The 18930-nt window shown below is 53.9% G+C and carries 11 protein-coding genes; 6 read left to right on the forward strand and 5 right to left on the reverse strand.

What is annotated here, in order from left to right; all coding sequences use genetic code 11:
* Positions 1-121: 121 nt before the first annotated feature.
* Complete coding sequence (locus H7F31_RS07015; RefSeq protein WP_187103548.1) at positions 122-5680, forward strand: S-layer homology domain-containing protein; 5559 nt, start codon at positions 122-124, stop codon at positions 5678-5680.
* Between the two features lie 113 nt (positions 5681-5793).
* On the opposite strand, the gene H7F31_RS07020 is transcribed toward H7F31_RS07015, so the two are convergent.
* From H7F31_RS07020 to H7F31_RS07035, 4 genes are all read right to left on the reverse strand, one after another.
* A complete protein-coding gene (locus tag H7F31_RS07020; RefSeq protein ID WP_187103549.1) occupies positions 5794-6852 on the reverse strand; it encodes a Gfo/Idh/MocA family protein in 1059 nt (352 codons plus the stop codon).
* A gap of 31 nt (positions 6853-6883) precedes the next feature.
* Positions 6884-8506, reverse strand: a complete 1623-nt coding sequence (locus H7F31_RS07025) for an extracellular solute-binding protein (protein ID WP_397374664.1) — start codon at positions 8504-8506, stop codon at positions 6884-6886.
* A gap of 64 nt (positions 8507-8570) precedes the next feature.
* Positions 8571-9485, reverse strand: a complete 915-nt coding sequence (locus H7F31_RS07030; protein WP_187103550.1) for a carbohydrate ABC transporter permease — start codon at positions 9483-9485, stop codon at positions 8571-8573.
* Between the two features lie 21 nt (positions 9486-9506).
* On the reverse strand, positions 9507-10397 hold the full coding sequence (locus H7F31_RS07035) for an ABC transporter permease (protein ID WP_087572162.1): 891 nt from the start codon (positions 10395-10397) through the stop codon (positions 9507-9509).
* Positions 10398-10755: 358 nt separating this feature from the next.
* Here H7F31_RS07035 and H7F31_RS07040 point away from each other — a divergent pair, with 358 nt between their 5' ends.
* The 5 genes from H7F31_RS07040 to H7F31_RS07060 all read left to right on the forward strand — a co-directional run bounded on the left by H7F31_RS07040 (position 10756) and on the right by H7F31_RS07060 (position 17242).
* Positions 10756-12522, forward strand: coding sequence for a sensor histidine kinase (locus H7F31_RS07040; RefSeq protein WP_261800333.1), 1767 nt, complete (start codon positions 10756-10758; stop codon positions 12520-12522).
* Positions 12500-14107 carry a response regulator transcription factor gene (locus tag H7F31_RS07045; RefSeq protein WP_187103552.1) on the forward strand — a complete coding sequence of 536 codons (1608 nt, stop codon included), beginning with the start codon at positions 12500-12502 and terminating at the stop codon, positions 14105-14107. Before H7F31_RS07040 ends, H7F31_RS07045 begins: the two co-directional genes overlap by 23 nt.
* A 91-nt stretch (positions 14108-14198) precedes the next feature.
* Positions 14199-15365: a type III polyketide synthase gene (locus H7F31_RS07050; protein WP_187103553.1), complete on the forward strand. Its 1167-nt coding sequence runs from the start codon at positions 14199-14201 to the stop codon at positions 15363-15365.
* The gene (locus H7F31_RS07055; protein ID WP_187103554.1) at positions 15358-16086 is read left to right on the forward strand and encodes a methyltransferase domain-containing protein; all 729 of its coding nucleotides are present in this window, start codon (positions 15358-15360) and stop codon (positions 16084-16086) included. The genes H7F31_RS07050 and H7F31_RS07055 overlap by 8 nt, the downstream gene beginning before the upstream one ends.
* Positions 16079-17242: an NAD(P)/FAD-dependent oxidoreductase gene (locus H7F31_RS07060; RefSeq protein ID WP_187103555.1), complete on the forward strand. Its 1164-nt coding sequence runs from the start codon at positions 16079-16081 to the stop codon at positions 17240-17242. The genes H7F31_RS07055 and H7F31_RS07060 overlap by 8 nt, the downstream gene beginning before the upstream one ends.
* 62 nt (positions 17243-17304) lie before the next feature.
* On the opposite strand, the gene H7F31_RS07065 is transcribed toward H7F31_RS07060, so the two are convergent.
* The gene (locus tag H7F31_RS07065) at positions 17305-18915 is read right to left on the reverse strand and encodes a response regulator transcription factor (protein WP_187103556.1); all 1611 of its coding nucleotides are present in this window, start codon (positions 18913-18915) and stop codon (positions 17305-17307) included.
* Positions 18916-18930 lie beyond the last annotated feature (15 nt).

Raw genomic sequence — 18930 nt, forward strand, 5'->3', positions numbered from 1 at the left:
CTTAAGGTACTGTTCCCCCAGCGATATAGGGAGCGGTACCTTTATCTAACCACAATAGGGTTTAGTTCGATTGTGTGAATGGTGACGCCCGGATATGATTACAATTTAAGGAGGAATTAGCATGATAAAATGGAAGCGCTTCACAAACGAGCTGCGGAAATCATTTATCGTTTTGCTGGCAGCGATATTGTTGAGTCCCAATGTATCTTTTCTTTCCGGGGACGGGAGCAAGGGGGTGGCATTTGCCGACGCGGCAACCGTCATAACAAACGGAGGATTCGAACTCGGCAGCCTGGAAGGCTGGTCCAAATTCGATTTTACGGGAACGGCCGACATCGCTTCGGATCAAACGGTATCGCGCAACGGAGCGCACGCGATGCGCATTCATGCCGATCAGCAGTATCGAGGCACCGTGCATCAGAAATTCCCGATTGGCATGCAGGAGCAAGGGAAACCAGCCGTCTTGCAGCAATGGGTTCGCACCGACAACTTTACAGGGGATGCCTATTTTCGCTTTCAATTTTACAGCGGCAATACGGCCCTGGGGACAGCGATCTATTCCAATATCGTGAAATCCGCGAATCATTGGACGGTGCTGGAGAGGCAGGCGCAAATCCCTGCGAACGCTACGCATATCAAGTGGGAATCCTTCTATGAGAATGGCACGGGCACCGTCTGGTATGATGACAGCAGCCTGGTCATCGTCGCGGATGAGGCTGGCCCGAACAACTCCATTTTGGCCAATGGCAGCTTTGAGAGAGTCACGGGCGCGAAAGCAGACAACTGGGAAAGCTATACGTTCAGCGGCAGTCCCGCATATGTCGTCGACCAGTCCGAGGCTCGGACAGGATACCGCTCCTATCAGATCAGCGCATCCGATAACAGTCGGGGCGCGATGATTCAGCGGGGACAATTTACCGCGGAACAGAAAAACAAAACTTATACTCTGCAGCAATGGGTAAAAACAGCGGACTTTGCAGCCGAGTCCTACCTTCGCATTCAGATTTATACGGATAGCAATGAGCGAATCTCGTATTTGGAGTCATCCAGAATCAGTACAACTACAGACTGGACCAAGCTGGAGATTAACGTGCCTGTAGCAGACAACGCTCATCGGTACGTGCTGGAAAGCTTTCTGGAGAACGGAACGGGCACATTATGGCTGGATGATGTAACCATGACGGAAATCGTTGCGCCTGCAGAGCTTCTCTTGAATGGAGGGTTCGAGGGAACGGGGGCAATAGCGCCATGGGGGACGTACACCTTCCAAGGCACCCCGCTTTATGAACTCGACAATACGACTTATCGAAACGGCAATCAGTCCCTGCGCATCTCGACGAATGAATACGGACGAGGAGCCTTTAATCAAAATATCGCGATTTCGGCCGCCCAAGCCGGGAAGACATATCGGCTCCGTCAATGGGTGAAAACGGCGGACTTTACCGGTGAAGCTTACTTTAGAGTCGTCATTGTCGATCAAAACAATCAGCGGATTGGATATATAGAGTCGAGCAGGCTCAAACAGACGGATGACTGGACATTGCTGGAATTGATGGTGAATCTGGCGCCGGAAGCAAGGCGAGTTACTTGGGAAAGTTTCTTCGAGAACGGAACGGGGACGGTATGGTTCGACGATAGCAGCTTTGTGCCCTTTATACCTCTTGCCGGTTTGCAACTGGAGGCAGAAACCTTGAACCTGAATCCGGGCGGCAGCGGTACAATGGTTGTACGGCCACTACCTGAGAATGCAACCGAACAGGATGTCGCTTGGACGACTTCTTCTCCTGCCATCGCCACTGTAGATAACGGCGTTGTCACCGCCCATCAGGACGGGGTGGCCGTGATTACCGCGACAGCCGGCAATGGCGCCATCCGCATAAGCGGACTTGTTATTGTGGGGCAACTGGCAAACATAAGCGTAGAGGATACGTCTGCCACGGTGACCGCCGGCCAGCAGACCAGCGGGGCAATAACCGCCCAATCAGGCATCGGCGGCCCGTTGGCTTACGAGAAACTCGCCGTTCCGGACAGCGGCATTGCCAGGGTTGATGTCAACGGCAATTGGACGTATTATGCGCCGGAGCAAGGAGCTTCGGCGGACAAGTTTTACGTCCTGATACGGGATGCGTCTGGCGGGCTTCAAGTGGCCAAGGTAGCGATAACCATCTTGCCTCGCGCATTGCCGCCAAAGCTTGAAGATGTTATCCAGCCGACGGACTTCAACAAGCCGGTATCGGGTAAAATGACCGTGTTGCAGGCAAACGGGACATTACTCTCTTATGAGCTGGAAAAACCGCCGGTATCGGGCAGTGCCGTTATGGATCCGGCTACCGGGGCATGGCAATACACGCCGAATGTAAACTTTACGGGCAGCGATTCGTTTGGGGTACAAGTGACGAACGAGCACGGATTAAGTGCGTCCGCGCTGGTTCAGGTCTATACGGCGCCTACGGCCGATGCCATTATTGCAGAGTTGAAAACCCGGCATCCGAATAACAATCATCCGCGGCTGCTGGCGACAGAAAACGATTTTGAACGCATTCGTACATTGCTGGCGAGTGGCGACGACCGCGTCGCAAGCTGGTTGGATCGAATAAAATCAGAGGCCGAACAATATATGCAAGTACCGCCAAAGCCCTATGCGAAACCGGATGGGCTGCGTCTGGACACGACCTCCAGCGAGCGGATCTCTACCCTTGCTTTTCTGTATCAAATTACGGGAGAAGATCGATATCTGGAACGCGCCTGGGAGGAGCTGGAGTATGTGTCAGGCCCGGCCTATCCGGATTGGAGCCCGGGTCACTTTCTGGATACGGCAACGATGACCAACGGGATAGCCCTGGGTTACGATTGGTTATACCATGGGCTGACGCCGGATCAGCGGGCTACAGTAAGAGAGGCCATCAAGGTAAAAGGACTATCCCCGGCGGTGCCGATGTATCTGGACAAAACCTATTGGTGGGTGTACAACCGCAACAACTGGAATTTCATCGGCAATACAGGCATGTCCTTTGGAGCGCTGGCAATTGCCGAGGAGGAGGAAGAATTATCGGGGCTTATTTTGCGAGAGGCATTTAAATCCATTCAATACGGATTGCCGCAATACGCACCGGACGGCTCCGCGATCGAAGGACCCGGCTATTGGGAGTACGGAACCGTCTATCTGGTCCAGTTTCTATCGGCGTTGGACACCGCGCTCGGCCATGATCACGGCTTTTCGCAAGCAGCAGGCTTGAAGGAAACGCCCCTGTACCCGATTCAAATCTATGGTCCGCAGGGGACGTTCAATTACTCGGACAACAGCAGCTTGCCTATTCCTGGCCGCCTTCTGCTCTGGTTTGCCGATAAATTCGATGAACCGTCCTATACCTGGTATCACAACCATACGGTCGATACCGGGGCCACGGTGCCGGGGATGTACGATCTACTCTGGTATCGACCGGAAATATACGGAAATATCAAGCCAACGAGCTTTGACAACCATTTTGTTGTGCCCCAAGCAGTAACGATGCGCAGTAGCTGGGGAGATCCGAATGCATTGTTTGCAGGCTTTAAGGGAGGCATCAATGGCGCGCCCCACGGCGACCTGGATACAGGTTCATTCGTATTCGATGCTTATGGCGTTCGCTGGGCTCTCGACAGCGGCTCCGAAAATTATAATTTGCCGGGCTACTGGGATATGGGAGAGCATTCGCAAAGATGGGCGTATTACCGCAAGCGGACCGAAGGGCACAACACTTTGGTCATGAACCCACGCGCTTCGCGTGTGGCTGAGCAGGACGTAACGGCTGTATCGGAAATTGTCCGTACGGCTTTCGAACGCCCGGAGGGGGCGTTCGCGATTGCGGATTTGACACCTGCTTACAAGGCAGATGCCGCTTCGGTCAAGCGAGGTACGGCACTGCTCAATCATCGTCGACAGTTTCTCGTACAAGACGAGATCGCGTTCAAACAACAATCCGAGCTGTATTGGTTCATGCACACCTCCGCCAAGATCGAGATCGGCACTGGCGGGAAGGACGCGTTGTTGTCGCAGAACGGACGTTTGCTGCATGTACAATTGCTAGAGCCTGCTCATGCCAGCTTTACGGAAATGCAAGCGGAGCCGCTGCCGTCTTCGCCTAATCCGGCAGGACAAACGCCAAACCGCGGCATTAAGAAGCTGGTCATCCATTTGGAGAACGAACTGGATACGACCATTCGTGTTCTGATGACGCCGCTCATGGCAGATGATCTTCTCAATACGAGCATTCCGGATTATGTGCCGCTTAATAACTGGAGCATTGCGGAAGGCCCGCCTGCCGCAAGACCGTCTGCATTGCATATCGGTGGCGAGCTGCTTGCCCAATTTGATCCTTTGCGTCATGTGTATGAAGTGGCATTGCCGTCAGGAACTGCTGTTCCGTCCGTATCTGCGTCAGCGCCGGGCTTCAATGCTACAGTTCAACAAGCAACGGGCATTCCGGGGGTAGCCAGAATCGATGTATCTGATCCCGGACATGTGAAGTCTGCTTCACGTTATTATATCCAATTTTCGTATGAAGAGGCTCCGCTTGAGCAAGAGCATCGTTTACGGTATATCCCTGTCGCTGTGTCCGCGAGTGCCCATGATGGCAATGTGCCGGAAAACACGCTTGATGGAAACATGGCTACGCGATGGTCTGCCGAGGGGCAAGGGCAATGGATACAATATGACCTCGGAGATAAGCGTGAGCTAGAATTACTCCAAATCGGCTTTTATCAAGGGCATGTGCGTACCACCTACTTTAATATTGAGCTTTCCGAGAATGGTACGGATTGGACGACTGTATATGAAGGGTTCAGCTCGGGCACAACATCGGAGCTGCAACGATTCCCGTTCACTGCTACGAACGCGAGACATGTCCGCATTGTAGCGTTCGGAAATAGCGCCAACCAGTGGAACAGTATTAACGAGGTGGAAATTTACGGATTAAAGCTTGAGGAAACGGATACGGAAGAGCCAGGCGCCGGTGGACCGGGCACAAGCGAATCTGGAGGCGAGCAAGGCCGAGAAGAGGAGGAAACAGAAGATCAGACGGACACTGAGATAGAAAACGAGGATGGTACTGAAGCTGGAGGCGTAACAGAGGGGGGCGCTCCTTTCCGAGATATCGCGGGACATTGGGCATTCGATGCGATAGCCCGTGCGTCTAAGGCCGGCATCGTGCAAGGATACCCTGACGGAACGTTCCGGCCGGAGCATACCGTGACCCGTGAACAATTCTTGCTTATGGTCATCAATAAGCTGCGAGGGGAAGGGAAGCTTGCAGCGCTTTCTGGAAGTGGCAATCCGCAGAGCTTCAAGGATGAAAACGAAATTGCCCCTTGGGCGGAGGAGGCAGTACGAATAGCTCTTCATAATGGCATTATTACGGGTTTTGCCGATTATACTTTCCGTCCATCCGCGCCTATCACTCGTCTTGAAATGGTTGTTATCGCGGCAAGAGCCTTTTCAGCCGAACCGAAGCCTGACAGTCTTGAAACCGGGTTGCCTTATACGGACATTAACCTGTTACCAGGCTGGGCAACTGAATATGTCGCCGCTGCTCACCAAGCCGGCTGGATCAAGGGCAAAGGGAATGGCCAATTTGATTTCCATGCCTTTTTGAAAAGGTCGGAAGCAGTGACCGTACTTATGAATATTCCATCCGATTTTTGATCCATATTAAAAAAGAAACCGGCATCCGGATATCGAATAGGTTTGGCCGGCAAATCAAGAGGAGCAGATAAGCTTTGAGCTTATCTGCTCCTCTTGCATTCGTCCATTTTGACTTACCGCAGCGGCAATGCGACAGAACGTTTCTCCGCGCTCGAGCGGATGACGGCGTCCAGCACCTCTTGATTGCGATACCCGTCCATGAAGCCCGGAAGGCCGTCCGGGGCGAGGCCGTCCAGCAGCGACAGGAAGTCGCCGTACTGCGACACTTTGCACCGTTCGGGAACGTCGATGACCGCCTTGGCAAGCTGTCCCGGAGCTTCTTCGCGAATCCATACGAGCTGATCGGGATTTAGCGTGGACGCATGCAGCGTTCCGAGATCGCCATAGACCGATACCTCATGCTGATTGCCCGAGCCGATCGCGTTGCGCGACGATTGGAAGATGCCGACGGCATCGCCGGTCATCCGCGCCTGAAAGCTTACGAAATCATCGACCTCGACCTTGACCATCTCCCCGGTAGCGGGATCCCGCCGCTCGGGAACGAAGGTGCGCAGCTGCGCCGACAGCTCCTGAAATTCGCCGAACAGAAACCGCGCCAGATCGATCATATGCGAGCCCAGATCGCCGAGCGTTCCCGTGCCGGTGATGTCCTTGTCGAAGCGCCACAGATACGGCGTGTCGTTCGGGACGGCTCCCCAGCTTTGCAAGTACTGGATCGAGAAGCTGCGCACCGTGCCCAACTTGCCTTCCCGAACGAGCTCGCGCGCATAGCGGAAGGCCGGCGTGTAACGATAGCTAAAACCAACCATGCCGGGCACCGGCTCCCGTTCGTACAGCTCCAGAAGCTGCTCCGCTTCAGCGAAGACGCGGGTGAACGGCTTCTCCGCGAGATAAGGTTTGCCTGCCGCAAGACAAGCGCGCAAGATATCCGAATGGACGTTGTTCGGCGTTACGGAAACGATCGCGTCGACCTCGGGGTCTTCGATGAGCCTTACAAAATCAGGGTACCTTTTGCCGGCCTCAATGCCGAGCTGTTCTCCCTTCTCCGCCAACGCCCGCTCATCCACGTCGCTTACGGCCACAACCTTATAGCGGCGCTCATCCGCCATCCAACGGATATGCGAATGCGCCATGCCGCCGAGTCCGATCAATCCGATTCGATATGTCCTCATAGCTGCTCCTTTAACTGGCTGAGTATTTTCATTACTGTATATTGTCGTAACGCTCGTAAGCGTCCGTATAAATCTGAATCAGCTTCTGCAAGCCCATGTCGTTAAGCTTTTCGACGTAAGCGTCCCATTCTTGATCGACGCCGCCTTTGGTAATCCACTTGGCGCGCGTGCTCTTGATATAGCTCTCGATATCGGTGGTCAGCGTCGGAAGCTCCTCGTACTCCTCGACCGTGTACATGACTTCCGGATAGGGCTCCGTCACATAGTCCTTGCTCAGGCCGTCGAGCTGGAGCTTTAAGCCGTCGCCGCTTGACGGGTCGAGCTTAATGTTTTTCTCGAACTCGGGGCTGACGTATTTCGGGCCGAAGTCGCGCAGGGAGCTGTCCCAGTACCAGGCGTCCGCGCTTGTGCCGTCCGGCGGATCCATAAGCGTGTACGTGCCGTCGGCGTTTTTCTCGATCGAGGTGCCGATGGCGCCCCAGAAGTTCTGGATGCTGGCTTCGCCGGTGTAGAACTGATCCGCCCAGCGCGCGGAAATTTCGGGATATTTGTTGCTTGTCGTAATAAGCACCTCGTTGCGACGGAAGCTGAGACCGTTGGGGTCGCCAATCTGATATTTATTTCCGTCCGGTCCGGTAATCGGCACGATCGTTTCGTATTGATCGCTCCACTGGCCGAATACGGCATCCGGCGTCCACTGGTAGGAGAAGCCGACCAGCGCCGCGTCGGGATTTTGGCGTTTGGCCGTCAGCATCGTGTTGTCCTGAGTAAATGTTTCCTTATCGATCAGCCCTTCGGAGAACAATTTGTTCGCCCACTCGATTCCCGCTTTGTACGCTTCGGAGGTTGGGAAATATTCCAGCTTGCCGTCCTTGACGATCATATGATTGCCGCGAATGTCGGTTATGCCGAACGGCGAGAACAGATTCATGTCGACATCCTTGGAGTCGCTGTACGGAATTTCGTCCGCCTTGCCGTTGTCGTTCGGATCCTGCTCTTTAAACGCCTTCAGCACATTGTACAGGTCGTCAAGCGTCTCCGGCGCCTTCAACCCCAATTTGTCCAGCCATGCCTTGTTGATGACCGGCTGTACGGAGGAGTAGGGGCGCGACGGCAGCCTTGCGGGCAGCGAATAGATTTTGCCGTCCGGGAATGTGCTCAGTTTTTTCATATCCGGCATTTCGGCCATCGCCGCTTTCAGATTCGGCATATATTGCTCGATGTAGTCGTCCAGCGGACGGAACAAATTGAGGTTGTTTACGATATCGGAATCGCCGAAGGCCATGTTGCCGATAATGATGTCCGGCATTTTGCCGCTTGCCAGCATGACGGATTTTTGCGTTTCCCAATCGCTGTTGGAGATGACCTGCCAATTGATCTTGACATTGGAGTTTTTCTCGAGCTCTTGCAGCCAGGTGTTTTTTGTAAACGTATCTCCCATATTGCCCCACCGAATCGTCAGAGCATTCAACGTCACCGGTTTGTCCGTAATCGGCAAACCTTCTTTGTTAAAGCCGCTTCCGGGCTCGCTTGTCGATTTGCCGCCAGCCTCGTTCGATCCGCCATTGTCGGGATCCGCTCCGTTGCTGCAGCCTGCAAGCACGGCCGTTCCCAATACGGAGATTAGAGCCAAACCGGATAACATTTGTTTCATCTTCGCCATGTCGAACTCCCCTTTAATAGAATTAGTGTAACACGCCATGCATTCCCGCTGCTTATCAACTCTTGACGGCGCCGATCATCACCCCCTTGTTAAAGTGCTTCTGCACGAACGGGTAGAGGCACATAATAGGGAGCGTCGCGACGATAATGACGGAGTAACGAAGCAAATTGGCCAGGCGCAGCGCGATTTGGGCCGCTTCTCCCGTACCCAGCGCGTTCTGCATCTGATTGGTGACCAAAATGTCCCGCAACACGAGTTGAAGCGGATGAAGATCTTTATTTTGCAAGTAGATAAGCGCGTTGAAGTAGGAGTTCCAATGGCCGACCGCGAACCATAAGGCGAGCACCGAAATGATGGCTTTGGACAACGGCAGCACCATGAGCGCAAAGAATCGAAGATTGCCGCAGCCGTCGATCTGCGCGGCTTCCCATAGCTCGGCCGGTATACCCGTGCGGAAGAAGGTGCGCGCCACGATGATGTCGAATACGGCGACCGAGAACGGAAGCACCATGACCAGGAACGTATCATACAGATTGAAATCGCGGATCGTCAGAAAGGTAGGCACCAGGCCGCCGTTAAAGAACATGGTGAAAATAAAGAAAAACGACAGCGGCTTGATGCCGACCAGATCCTTCCTCGACAAGGCGTAGGCCGCCGACAGGTTGACCGCGAGCCCGATTGCGGTGCCGACAACCGTGTAGGCTATCGTGTTCCGGTATCCGATCCATATATTCGAATGATTGAACAACTCCTTGTAGCCGTCCCATGTAAATCCTTGAGGCCAGAGCCACACTTTCCCGTTGCCTACGGCCGACGGATCGCTGAAAGACGCGATAACGATAAAATAAAGCGGATATAATACAAGGATAAGCACAATGACGGACCAGGTATACAATAACGTTTCCAGCAGCTTGTCGTTATCGCGCTTTCTCTTAATAGCAGGCAGAACATGATTCGTTGCAGTCTCCATGGCTGTCTGTCCTCCTTTCTGTTACCAGAGACTATTCTCCGAATATTTTTTGGCTATTTGGTTGACCAAGATGAGCAGCGCAAAGTTAATGAGCGTATTAAAGAGATTAATGGCTGCCGAGAAGCTGTACTGCGAGCTGAGCAATCCGATTTTGTACACGTACGTCGAGATGACCTCGCTGCCGGAAATATTCAAATTGTTCTGCAAGAGATACGCCTTCTCGAAGCCGACGCCGAGCAAGCCGCCGACTCTCAGGATCAATAGAGTAACGATCGTCGGGATGAGCATCGGGATGTCGATATACCATATTTTCTGCCAGCGCGTTGCGCCGTCCACCGTTGCCGCCTCGTACAGGCTTGGACTGACCGCCGACAACGCCGCAAGGTAGATAATGCTGTCCCAGCCCGTATGCTGCCAGACGTCGGACCAGACGTAAATGCTGCTGAACAGACTCGCCGAGCCCATGACGTTGGGTGCCTCCGCGCCGAATAGTCGGAACAGATTGCCCATGAGACCGTTGCCGGGAGACAGCAGAATCATCATGAGACCCGCGATTACAATGGTAGAGATGAAATGCGGCATATAAGTGATCGTCTGGAATACCCGCTTGTACCGGTTCGCTCGCAGTTGATTCACCAGGATGGCGAATATAATCGGAATCGGAAACATCGCGAAGCTGTACAAGCTGATCAGTACCGTATTTTTGATCGTGATCCAGAATTGATAGGACTGGAAAAACTTTTCGAAGTATTTGAGTCCCACCCAGGGACTCTCCATAATCCCCAAAGCCGGCTTAAAATCCTTAAACGCGATAATGACCCCGTACATCGGCTTATAAGTAAAACATAACAGCAGCGTGACTGCCGGGAGCAAAAGCAAGTACAGCCCCCAGTTTTTGCCGATTCGGAGCATATACCGCTGCAGATGGCCCTTCGATGAATGATTGATCAAGTGTCCGAACCTCCTATTGCTGTGTGATGGGTCATCCCTGTTCGATTTCTTCCCCTCGCCCTTGATTATACGGACCCCTGGCGATACGATTTGGACCATCTAAAGGACATATCTGGACCTTTTGCGGAGGCGGATTCCCTTTTCTCGCTACGGTCCGGCATGAAATATAGCCTAATCCAGACTTTTTACTGTCCATTCCGGACATTTCGCGGCAGGAGCGGAGCAACCGGGTTGCATTTTCGATTTCCGGTATTATAATCATCTGACAACGCTATACATGGCGGTGACGCGAGGACGATCGAAGGGAGCTGCGAAGCAGGTGGCGGAACGGGCCGAGAACAAGCTGTATCCGATCAAACATTATGTCAGGATCATTATTATCATCTCCATATCCGCGCTGATTCTGGACCTTATCATCAGCTTCGCGACGATCGCGATCGTCAAGCAGCAATCCGCGCGGGATTTGCGGGACACGGCGTATTTGTACATCAACAGGATTAACGGAGATTTCTCTTATATCAACCACTTCATGGGATGGACGCTGGCCAACGACGACAATGTCAATATCATGAGCACGCATGAGTTGAACGACACCGAATTCATCAAAGCCAACGATATGTTATTCCGAAGATTCGTCGAGCTTCAAAAAAGTTACGACCGCAATTACAACTTTTTTCTCTTCTTTAGCGAGAAGGACATCATGCTCAACGTGGCGCCGATGGGCTTGACGTACAAGGAATTTCAAGAGCTGAAGGGGCAGATGAACACTTACATGGATAAGAGTGTCGGTTACGATCCGTTTTATTCCCGCTGGTCGACTGTCCAACTGGACGGGACATTTTATATCCTTAATGTTTTCCTTTACCACGGCAACTATATGATCTGCCTGATTGCGGCCGACGATCTGATTGAGCCGCTGCGCCAAATCAATCTGGGCGAGAAAGGTTACGCCTCCTTATGGACCGAGGACGGGAGCCTCGTGACGAGTCCGATGTCGAACAACGGAAAGCGTGCCCATGTCGAGGAGGGGCGTTACGCTTGGCTTATGCCGTTCCAGACCAAAACGACCGTTAAAGGCGAGTTCGACAACGCATCGTTTTTCGTCAGGCTGGTCATCCAATTCGGCGCTTTCGAAAAAATCATGATCGCCCAGCTGCTTATCATGTTGATGGCCGTTATCGTGGCCTGCTCCTTAAGCTTTATCATGCTTTATTTCCGAAACAAAGTGCTGCAGCCGATCAAAAGCTTCTCGTACAATCTGGCCTTTTGGACCGAGGATGGCGAACCGATCGACATCGCGAGCAATAATATCGCCGAGCTGGAGAAAGCCAATAAGCAGTTCACGGGGCTGGTTCAGCAAATCAAAACGTACAAAATAGATATTTACGAACGGGAAATCGAAAAGCAGCGCATTCAACTGGATTATATGAAGCTGCAGATCAAGCCGCACTTCTTCCTGAACTGCCTGACGACCATACACAGCATGGCGCAGATGGACATGACCGAAGAGATCCAGCAGATGGCGATGTCCACGTCGATCTACTTCCGATACATCTTTCAGAACGGCCAGGACTTTGTCCGCATGGAAGACGAAATCGAGCATGTCCGCATCTATCTCGAAATTCAGAAGAATCGTTATCGAGACGCCTTTCTTTACCAAATAGAAGGAGCGGAGCAGGTGCCGGAACTGCCGATACCGCCGCTTGTGCTGCAGACCTTTATCGAGAATGCGATCAAATACGCGGTCTCGCGGGATCAGAAGTCGCTCATAACGCTGATCGTCAGACGCCGCCGGATCGGGGGGGAGCTCGCGACCGTCATCCGGATCACGGATACGGGCCCGGGATTCCCGCCGCATGTCCTGGAGAAGCTGCGCCAAGGACAGCCGCTCGACCAGACGCATGGAACGCGGATCGGCATCATGAATACGATTCAGCGACTGGAGTCCCTGTACGGCGGACGCGCGGCCGTGCGCTTCCGCAACCGCGCCGGCGGCGGAGCCGGCGTCACGCTGTACCTGCCGGAGCTTCCGGCCCATCCATCCGAGACAGGAGGTCAGCCGAATGCAAGCATTGCTCGTAGATGACGACTACTTTGTGGTGACGGCGCTGGAGAAGAAGGTCGATTGGGCCTCGCTTGGCGTAGACACGGTGCACACGGCCCATAATGTGGCGCAGGCGCGCGACATTTTGCAACGGCATCCGATCCAAATACTTATATCCGATATCGAGATGCCGCAAGGGAGCGGGCTTGAGCTTCTTGCATGGATTCGCGAGGAGCGTTACAACGTGCAGGCTATTCTGCTTACCAATTACGCCGATTTCAACTATGCGCAGAAGGCGATCGAGCTGCGCAGCTTCGAATATTTTTTGAAGCCGATTCAATTCGACAAGCTTATGCTCATTATTGGGAAAGCGGTCGACCGGGCCAAGGAGCAGCAGCGGGAGGAGGAAGCCATTCAGGAGGGGTATTACTGGAAACGCAATCAGGCGAAGATGCTGGAGCACTTCTGGCGCAAGCTGATCAGCGACAGCGTTTCCGCCCCTTTGAGGCCCGACGACGTTGCCCGCGCGGCCCGGGAACAAAATCTGTCATACGGCATGGATGATTTTGTTCAGCCGGTGTTGCTTAATTTTTTTCATGCGGCGGGCAGTATGGGGATGGAAGAAAAAAATCTGTTCGATTTTGCGCTGCTAAACGTTTTATACGAGCTTTACCAGCATGCGGAATTTACGGTGGAGACGACGCTGGAATACAGCGAAAATAATTGGATTGCCGTGCTGAAATGGAAGGGGGCGCCGAATTCTCGATTGCTCGAGGAGTTATGCGCATCGTTTATCCAGCAAGCCAATCGCTCGCTGAAATGCGATGCCTGCTGCATCATCGGCATGCCGTCAAGTCTTGAGGAGTTCGGCGCAAGCATTAGGCAATTGCTGCAACTGAACAAAGGGATTGCCAAGCGGCGCAATCGGGTTTTTGCCGCGAGCGACGTTATTGATCCGGCTGAGGAAGGTTACACGCCTCCGGATCTGCCTCGGCTGGAGGGGCTGCTGGAGATGAGCCAGCCCGATGTTTTTTTGCGGGAGACGTCCTCGTATTTAAGCTTTCTATCCTCTCGCAACTATATCACTGTCTCCATCCTGGGCCTGTTCCAGCTCGATATGATGCAGCTCGTCTACGCCTTTCTCAAGTCCAAAGGCATTCAGGCGCATCAATTGTACAAAGGCAAGACAGGCGAGCGGCTTTTGGCCGAATCTTTGCATTCGATCGAGGATATGGAGGCTTACCTGCAGCATTTGGTGACGACGGCCTTGTCCTACCGCGATTTCGCCGAGCAGCCTACAACCGTTGCCGAGGAGATCAAACAATATATACATTCGCATTATGGCGAGGACTTGACCCGCCTTAGTCTGGCTGAGGTCTTTTACCTCCACCCCGACTATCTGGCGCGGATCTTTAAAAAGGAAACGGGCGTATCGCTGGGTACCTATGTCATCAGCGCCCGAATCGCGGCAGCCAAGCAATTGCTGCGTACGACGACGATGTCGGTGTTCGCCGTAGCGAAGAAGGTCGGTTATGCGAACTACTCCTATTTCGCCAAAGTGTTCAAGCAAGAGACCGGCATGTCGCCGAACGAGTATAAGCAGGGAGGTCGAGAGGGCTCGATTTGAAATCCCAAGTCTCTTTATCATAATACCTCTTCATAAAGAATAGATTTAGGGAAGGCATGTCTTATTTCTATTGAAGAGGGGTTGAAATACGATGCATCTTTCTGCGGCAACGATTGCGATGTTAGGCATTGGCACAGCCGTGCCCCGATATGTACTCGATCAGACCGACACGGCGCAGCGTTTGACGCACGCCCTTAGCGGGGCGCCGGACGCCGCACGCTGGGCCAAACGGATTTTTAAGAAATGCGGGGTCCAAACCCGCTATACATGCGAGCCCGATTTGCTCGAGCCAGCCGAGAACAACCGTTATTTCGCCCAATTGTCCGGATTGCCGGTTCCGACTACGGCCGATCGAATGGCGACCTATAAGCAAGAGGCGATTCCGCTGGCGCTGCAGGCGGCCAAGAAGGCCATGACCGATGCCGATATCGGACCGGAGGCCGTTACCCATCTGCTCACGGTCAGTTGTACCGGGCAATTTCTGCCGGGACTTGATGCGACGCTCGTTCGGCAGCTTGGCCTTCCCCTTTCGGTCAACCGCATTCCGCTGACCTTTCTCGGCTGCGCGGCCGGTCTTAAAGCGATCGGCATGGCGCGGGACATCGTCGCCGGACATCCGGACGCCGTTGCGCTGATCGTCAGCGTGGAGCTGTGCACGATCCATATGCAATCGACATCGGATCGCGAGGCGCTGTTTGGAGCATCGTTTTTTGGCGATGGCGCTTCCTCATGCGTCATCGGGAGAGCGGAGTCGGGGGATGGTCCGGTCTTCGCGCTTGGCGAGGCGCGCAGCAGCCTGATGCCGGGTACGGCCGGCGAGATGATATGGGAGGTCGGCAATCACGGATACGATCTGTTTTTGTCCCCACGCATTTCCCAGCTGATTGGGGAGAGGATTCCCGGCCAGCTTGCTCCGCTTATGCAGGACGGGGAGCCGTTTCCGGGAGTTTGGGCGATCCATCCCGGGGGGAAGGGCATTATCGACGAGCTTGAAGCAGCGCTGGAATTGTCCCCGGACCATACCCGGTTTAGCCGCGACGTGCTGCGCGATTATGGAAACATGTCCTCAGCGACGATCTTGTTCGTGCTTAAGGCGATCCGTGACACGTTTATTCGGGAAGGAGCCGATAGAACGGAGGGATTTTGTCTTGCCTTTGGTCCGGGACTTTCTTGCGAAATCGTACCGATTGCCTATCTGCCTGGTTCGGAGGACGGTGCGGCGATCGGCGCAAAAGCAGGGATGAGCGCCTATGTTTAGGACGTTTCGCGAACGCGCCTCGGCTTACGAGCTGATGGACGACCGGTCGCAGGGCGGAGAGGAGCTCAGGGAGGCGCTGCGGCATCTGCGCAGGTTGAACCGACTCTTTAGCGCGGCGGCCCCTACCTTGTTCGGAGTTAGCCGCTTATGGGCGGAGGCGGGCAAGCCGCGGCGATTGGAGGTGCTCGATATCGGGGCGGGCTCCGGCGACGTCAATGCGGCTTTGCTCCGGTGGGCCGATGCGCAGGGCGTCGAACTGACGGTGACGCTCGCCGATCGGACGCCGGAGGCCTGCTCGGAAGCGGCCGCCTATTTTGCGGACGAGCCCCGGGTCTCGGTAATATGCCGCGACTTGGCGGATCTTGATGCGCGGGGGGCCGACATCGTGACGGGCTCGCAGTTTCTGCATCATTTTGCATCCGAGGAGCTGCCGGAAGTCGCTTCCGCCATGCTGCGGGCCTCCAGAATCGGCATCGTTATTCAGGATATTCATCGGCACTGGCTGCCTTGGGCGGCCGTATGGCTCGCGGCCCGACTGGTATCAACCAATCGGTATATTCGCAATGATGGCCCATTATCCGTTGCCAAAGGGTTCCGCGCGGAGGACTTTGAGCAATTGGACAAGGCGCTGGGCTCGCCCGGGCTGACCTGCAACTGGCGGCCTTTGTTTCGCTATGTTGTTACCATTGCGGCAAAACCGGGGGGCGTCGCAGATGAGTGATCGCGGGACGTTGGACGTTGCCATTCTCGGTGCGGGAATAGCCGGCAGCTGCATGGCGATTCTGATGGCGCGGAGAGGCTGGAAGGTGGCGCTCATCGATCGCCGGACGTTCCCGCGCCATAAAGTCTGCGGGGAGTTTCTATCTCCCGAGGCGGTCGACTCGCTGATCGCCTTGGGACTTGGAGACTGCCTGCAGTCACTGGGGCCGGCGGTCATTGGTCGTGCCCGGCTAATCCTCGGAAACGGCGCTTCGATTGTCGCTCCCTTGCCTGGTCCGGCATGGGGCATCAGCCGCTACCGTCTCGATGAAGCTCTGCATGAGGAAGCGAGGCTTGCGGGAGCCGAAGTCGTGACGGAAACCGCCGTTGCTGCGGCCCACTTGGCGAGCGACGGGTACGAGCTGCAGACGCGGCAAGGCGCCAAGTCGGCCCCGATTCGATCGCGGACCGTAATCGGCGCATGGGGAGGGAACGGCCGCGTACCGGATTTTCCGGACGCGGTGCGCCGGCGTCCTGCGCCATGTCCGTACATGGGCATCAAGATGCATGTGTCCGGCATCGAGATGGACGGGGATTTGGAGCTTTATTTTTTTGAAGGCGGTTATCTGGGGCTGTCTTCTGCCGGGCAGGGCATCGTTAACGCAGCGGCGCTGTTGGACAAGCGCGCCTTCCGGCATTCGCCCTCGACGGTGATCGGTTGGCTCAAGGAAGCCGAGGCTCGTCACCCTGCGTTAGCAAGAAGGATGGAAGAGGCCCTCCCCCTTGAGGAATCGCAAGCGGCGATTGCGCCAGTGCGCCTCTATGACGCTCCGCTCGCCTGGAACGGCATCCCCTTGATTGGCGATGCTTGCGTGACGATACCGCCGCTGTGCGGGGACGGCATGTCGATGGCGATCCGTTCCGCGGAGCTCTGCGCGGAGTCGGCCGATCTGTTTTTGAGGGGCGAAGCGACGCGAGAGCAGTGGAGGCGCGATTATGAAGGGGCGATCGCCCGGCAATTTCGAGGACCGCTCAGGTGGGGACGGTTGCTTCAGCGCACGGCAGGCCATCCTGCGTTTTCGATGCTGGCCGCCACGGCCGCAAGTCGACTGCCGGGGGTCGTTCGACAATTAGTTAAAGCTACTCGGCTTGGCAAGATGAATACGCCTCCGTCGTAGGCTCCCGTTTTAACGGGATGCCTTTTTGTTTTTGATCGAAGGGACGTTCCAAATGCGTATGGTTAAGTAATCTTTTCGCGAAATTCTTGGGGGGTCATCTTAGTGTTCCGTTTGAAAATTTTGATGAAATACCCCGACTCCCATCCGATTTGACCGGCGATCTCATGGACTTTTAAAGAGGTTTGTTTCAAGAGGTCCATGGCTTTCTCCAGCTTTTTCTCCGTAATATATTCCGCAAGTCCATGACCTGTAACCTGCTTATACAGTCTGGATAAATAAGACGCATTCAGATGCACAACTTTCGATAACATGTTTAGGGAAAGGTCGTCTCCGAGATGATTGAGGATGTAACGATGCAGACGATTGATGATAAAGTGATTGTTCTCGTCACGTTCCAGGTTTCGGTTGTCGAACAATTGCTTGACGATGTCCTGTAAACGATAGGAAGCTGCTTCCCACGTCGGTTGCTCTTCAATTCGCAACAGTCCTTCGAGATCATAGCCGGATACGGTCTCCTGCGAGATATTCATGCGGGTCACATAGGACAAAATCAAGGAAGAGATTCCATAATACATATCCATGTAATCGTAATAGTTGGAGGTTGCCTGCCGCAAAGCGGAATGGCAGAGGACGCAGAACGGTTCATACGCGCCTTCATCCAAATATTGTTCCAGCAGTTTCAGCTTGCTGCGAGGGTTCGGCAATTGGTCGGAGGCTTCAATGGTCAACGGGATCGGCGCAGCATAACCGTCGGTCAACAGCACTTCTTTGCCCAGACCCAAACCGCGCCGCAATAAGCCGAGCAGTCGGAAGAATGTCGAAGGGACTTCTTCCCAGGAACAGTTGTTATCGTGTGAGGCCATGGATATGGATAATTTCAATAATTGCTTATACGTTTGCTGAATCGCGTCCAATGTTTCATGAATACCGACAATCAAACCTTCCCAATCCTCGTTGGAAATCTCTTTAGGCTGGAGCAGCCATACGAACTTAGCAGAATCGTACATGACGGGGAAAACGATGCTGTGCGTCAAATATTCTTGAGCGATGTTATGCACCGCAAACAGCATCAGAAGTTGATCGGCGGATGAGTATTTTTCCAGTCCTTCATCTATTCTCCCTAGCACGAGCAAAATCGGCTTCTCGTATTTCAACGGAATCCCGAGCTCTTCCAAATGCAATTGCGCGACTTGCCGCTCGCCATCCAGAACGCGAATCATGAATTGTTTCTGCAGAAGGGGTTTGGCTAATTCCATATCACGTTTTGCATCCGTAAGAAAACGATGTTTCTCGTTGGCCTCGTGGATGCTTGCAATTGCGGTTTTTAAAGCTTGCAGAATCCGTTCGTCGCTTTCCGATTTCAGGATGTAATCCATTCCACCGTTTCGCATCGCGGCCTGTACATAGGTGAATTCGTTGAATCCGGTGAGGAAAATCACCTTACATCGCGGCCAGCTTTCTTTTACTTTCTGCTGAAGCTCGATTCCATTCATCCCGGGCATATGAATATCGGCAAAGATAATATCTACTACATGCCTATTAAGCTGTTGAATGGCATCGGCCGCGGAATAAGCCTTCAGAACATCGAGCTCCAGTTCCTCCGCTTCACAAAACAAATCAAACAAGCCATCCACAATGATCGGTTCATTGTCGACAATTAAAACTCGGTGCATAGGGGTTACACATCC

Source organism: Paenibacillus sp. PAMC21692 (assembly GCF_014303795.1).
Taxonomy (GTDB): Bacteria; Bacillota; Bacilli; order Paenibacillales; family Paenibacillaceae; genus Pristimantibacillus; species Pristimantibacillus agaridevorans.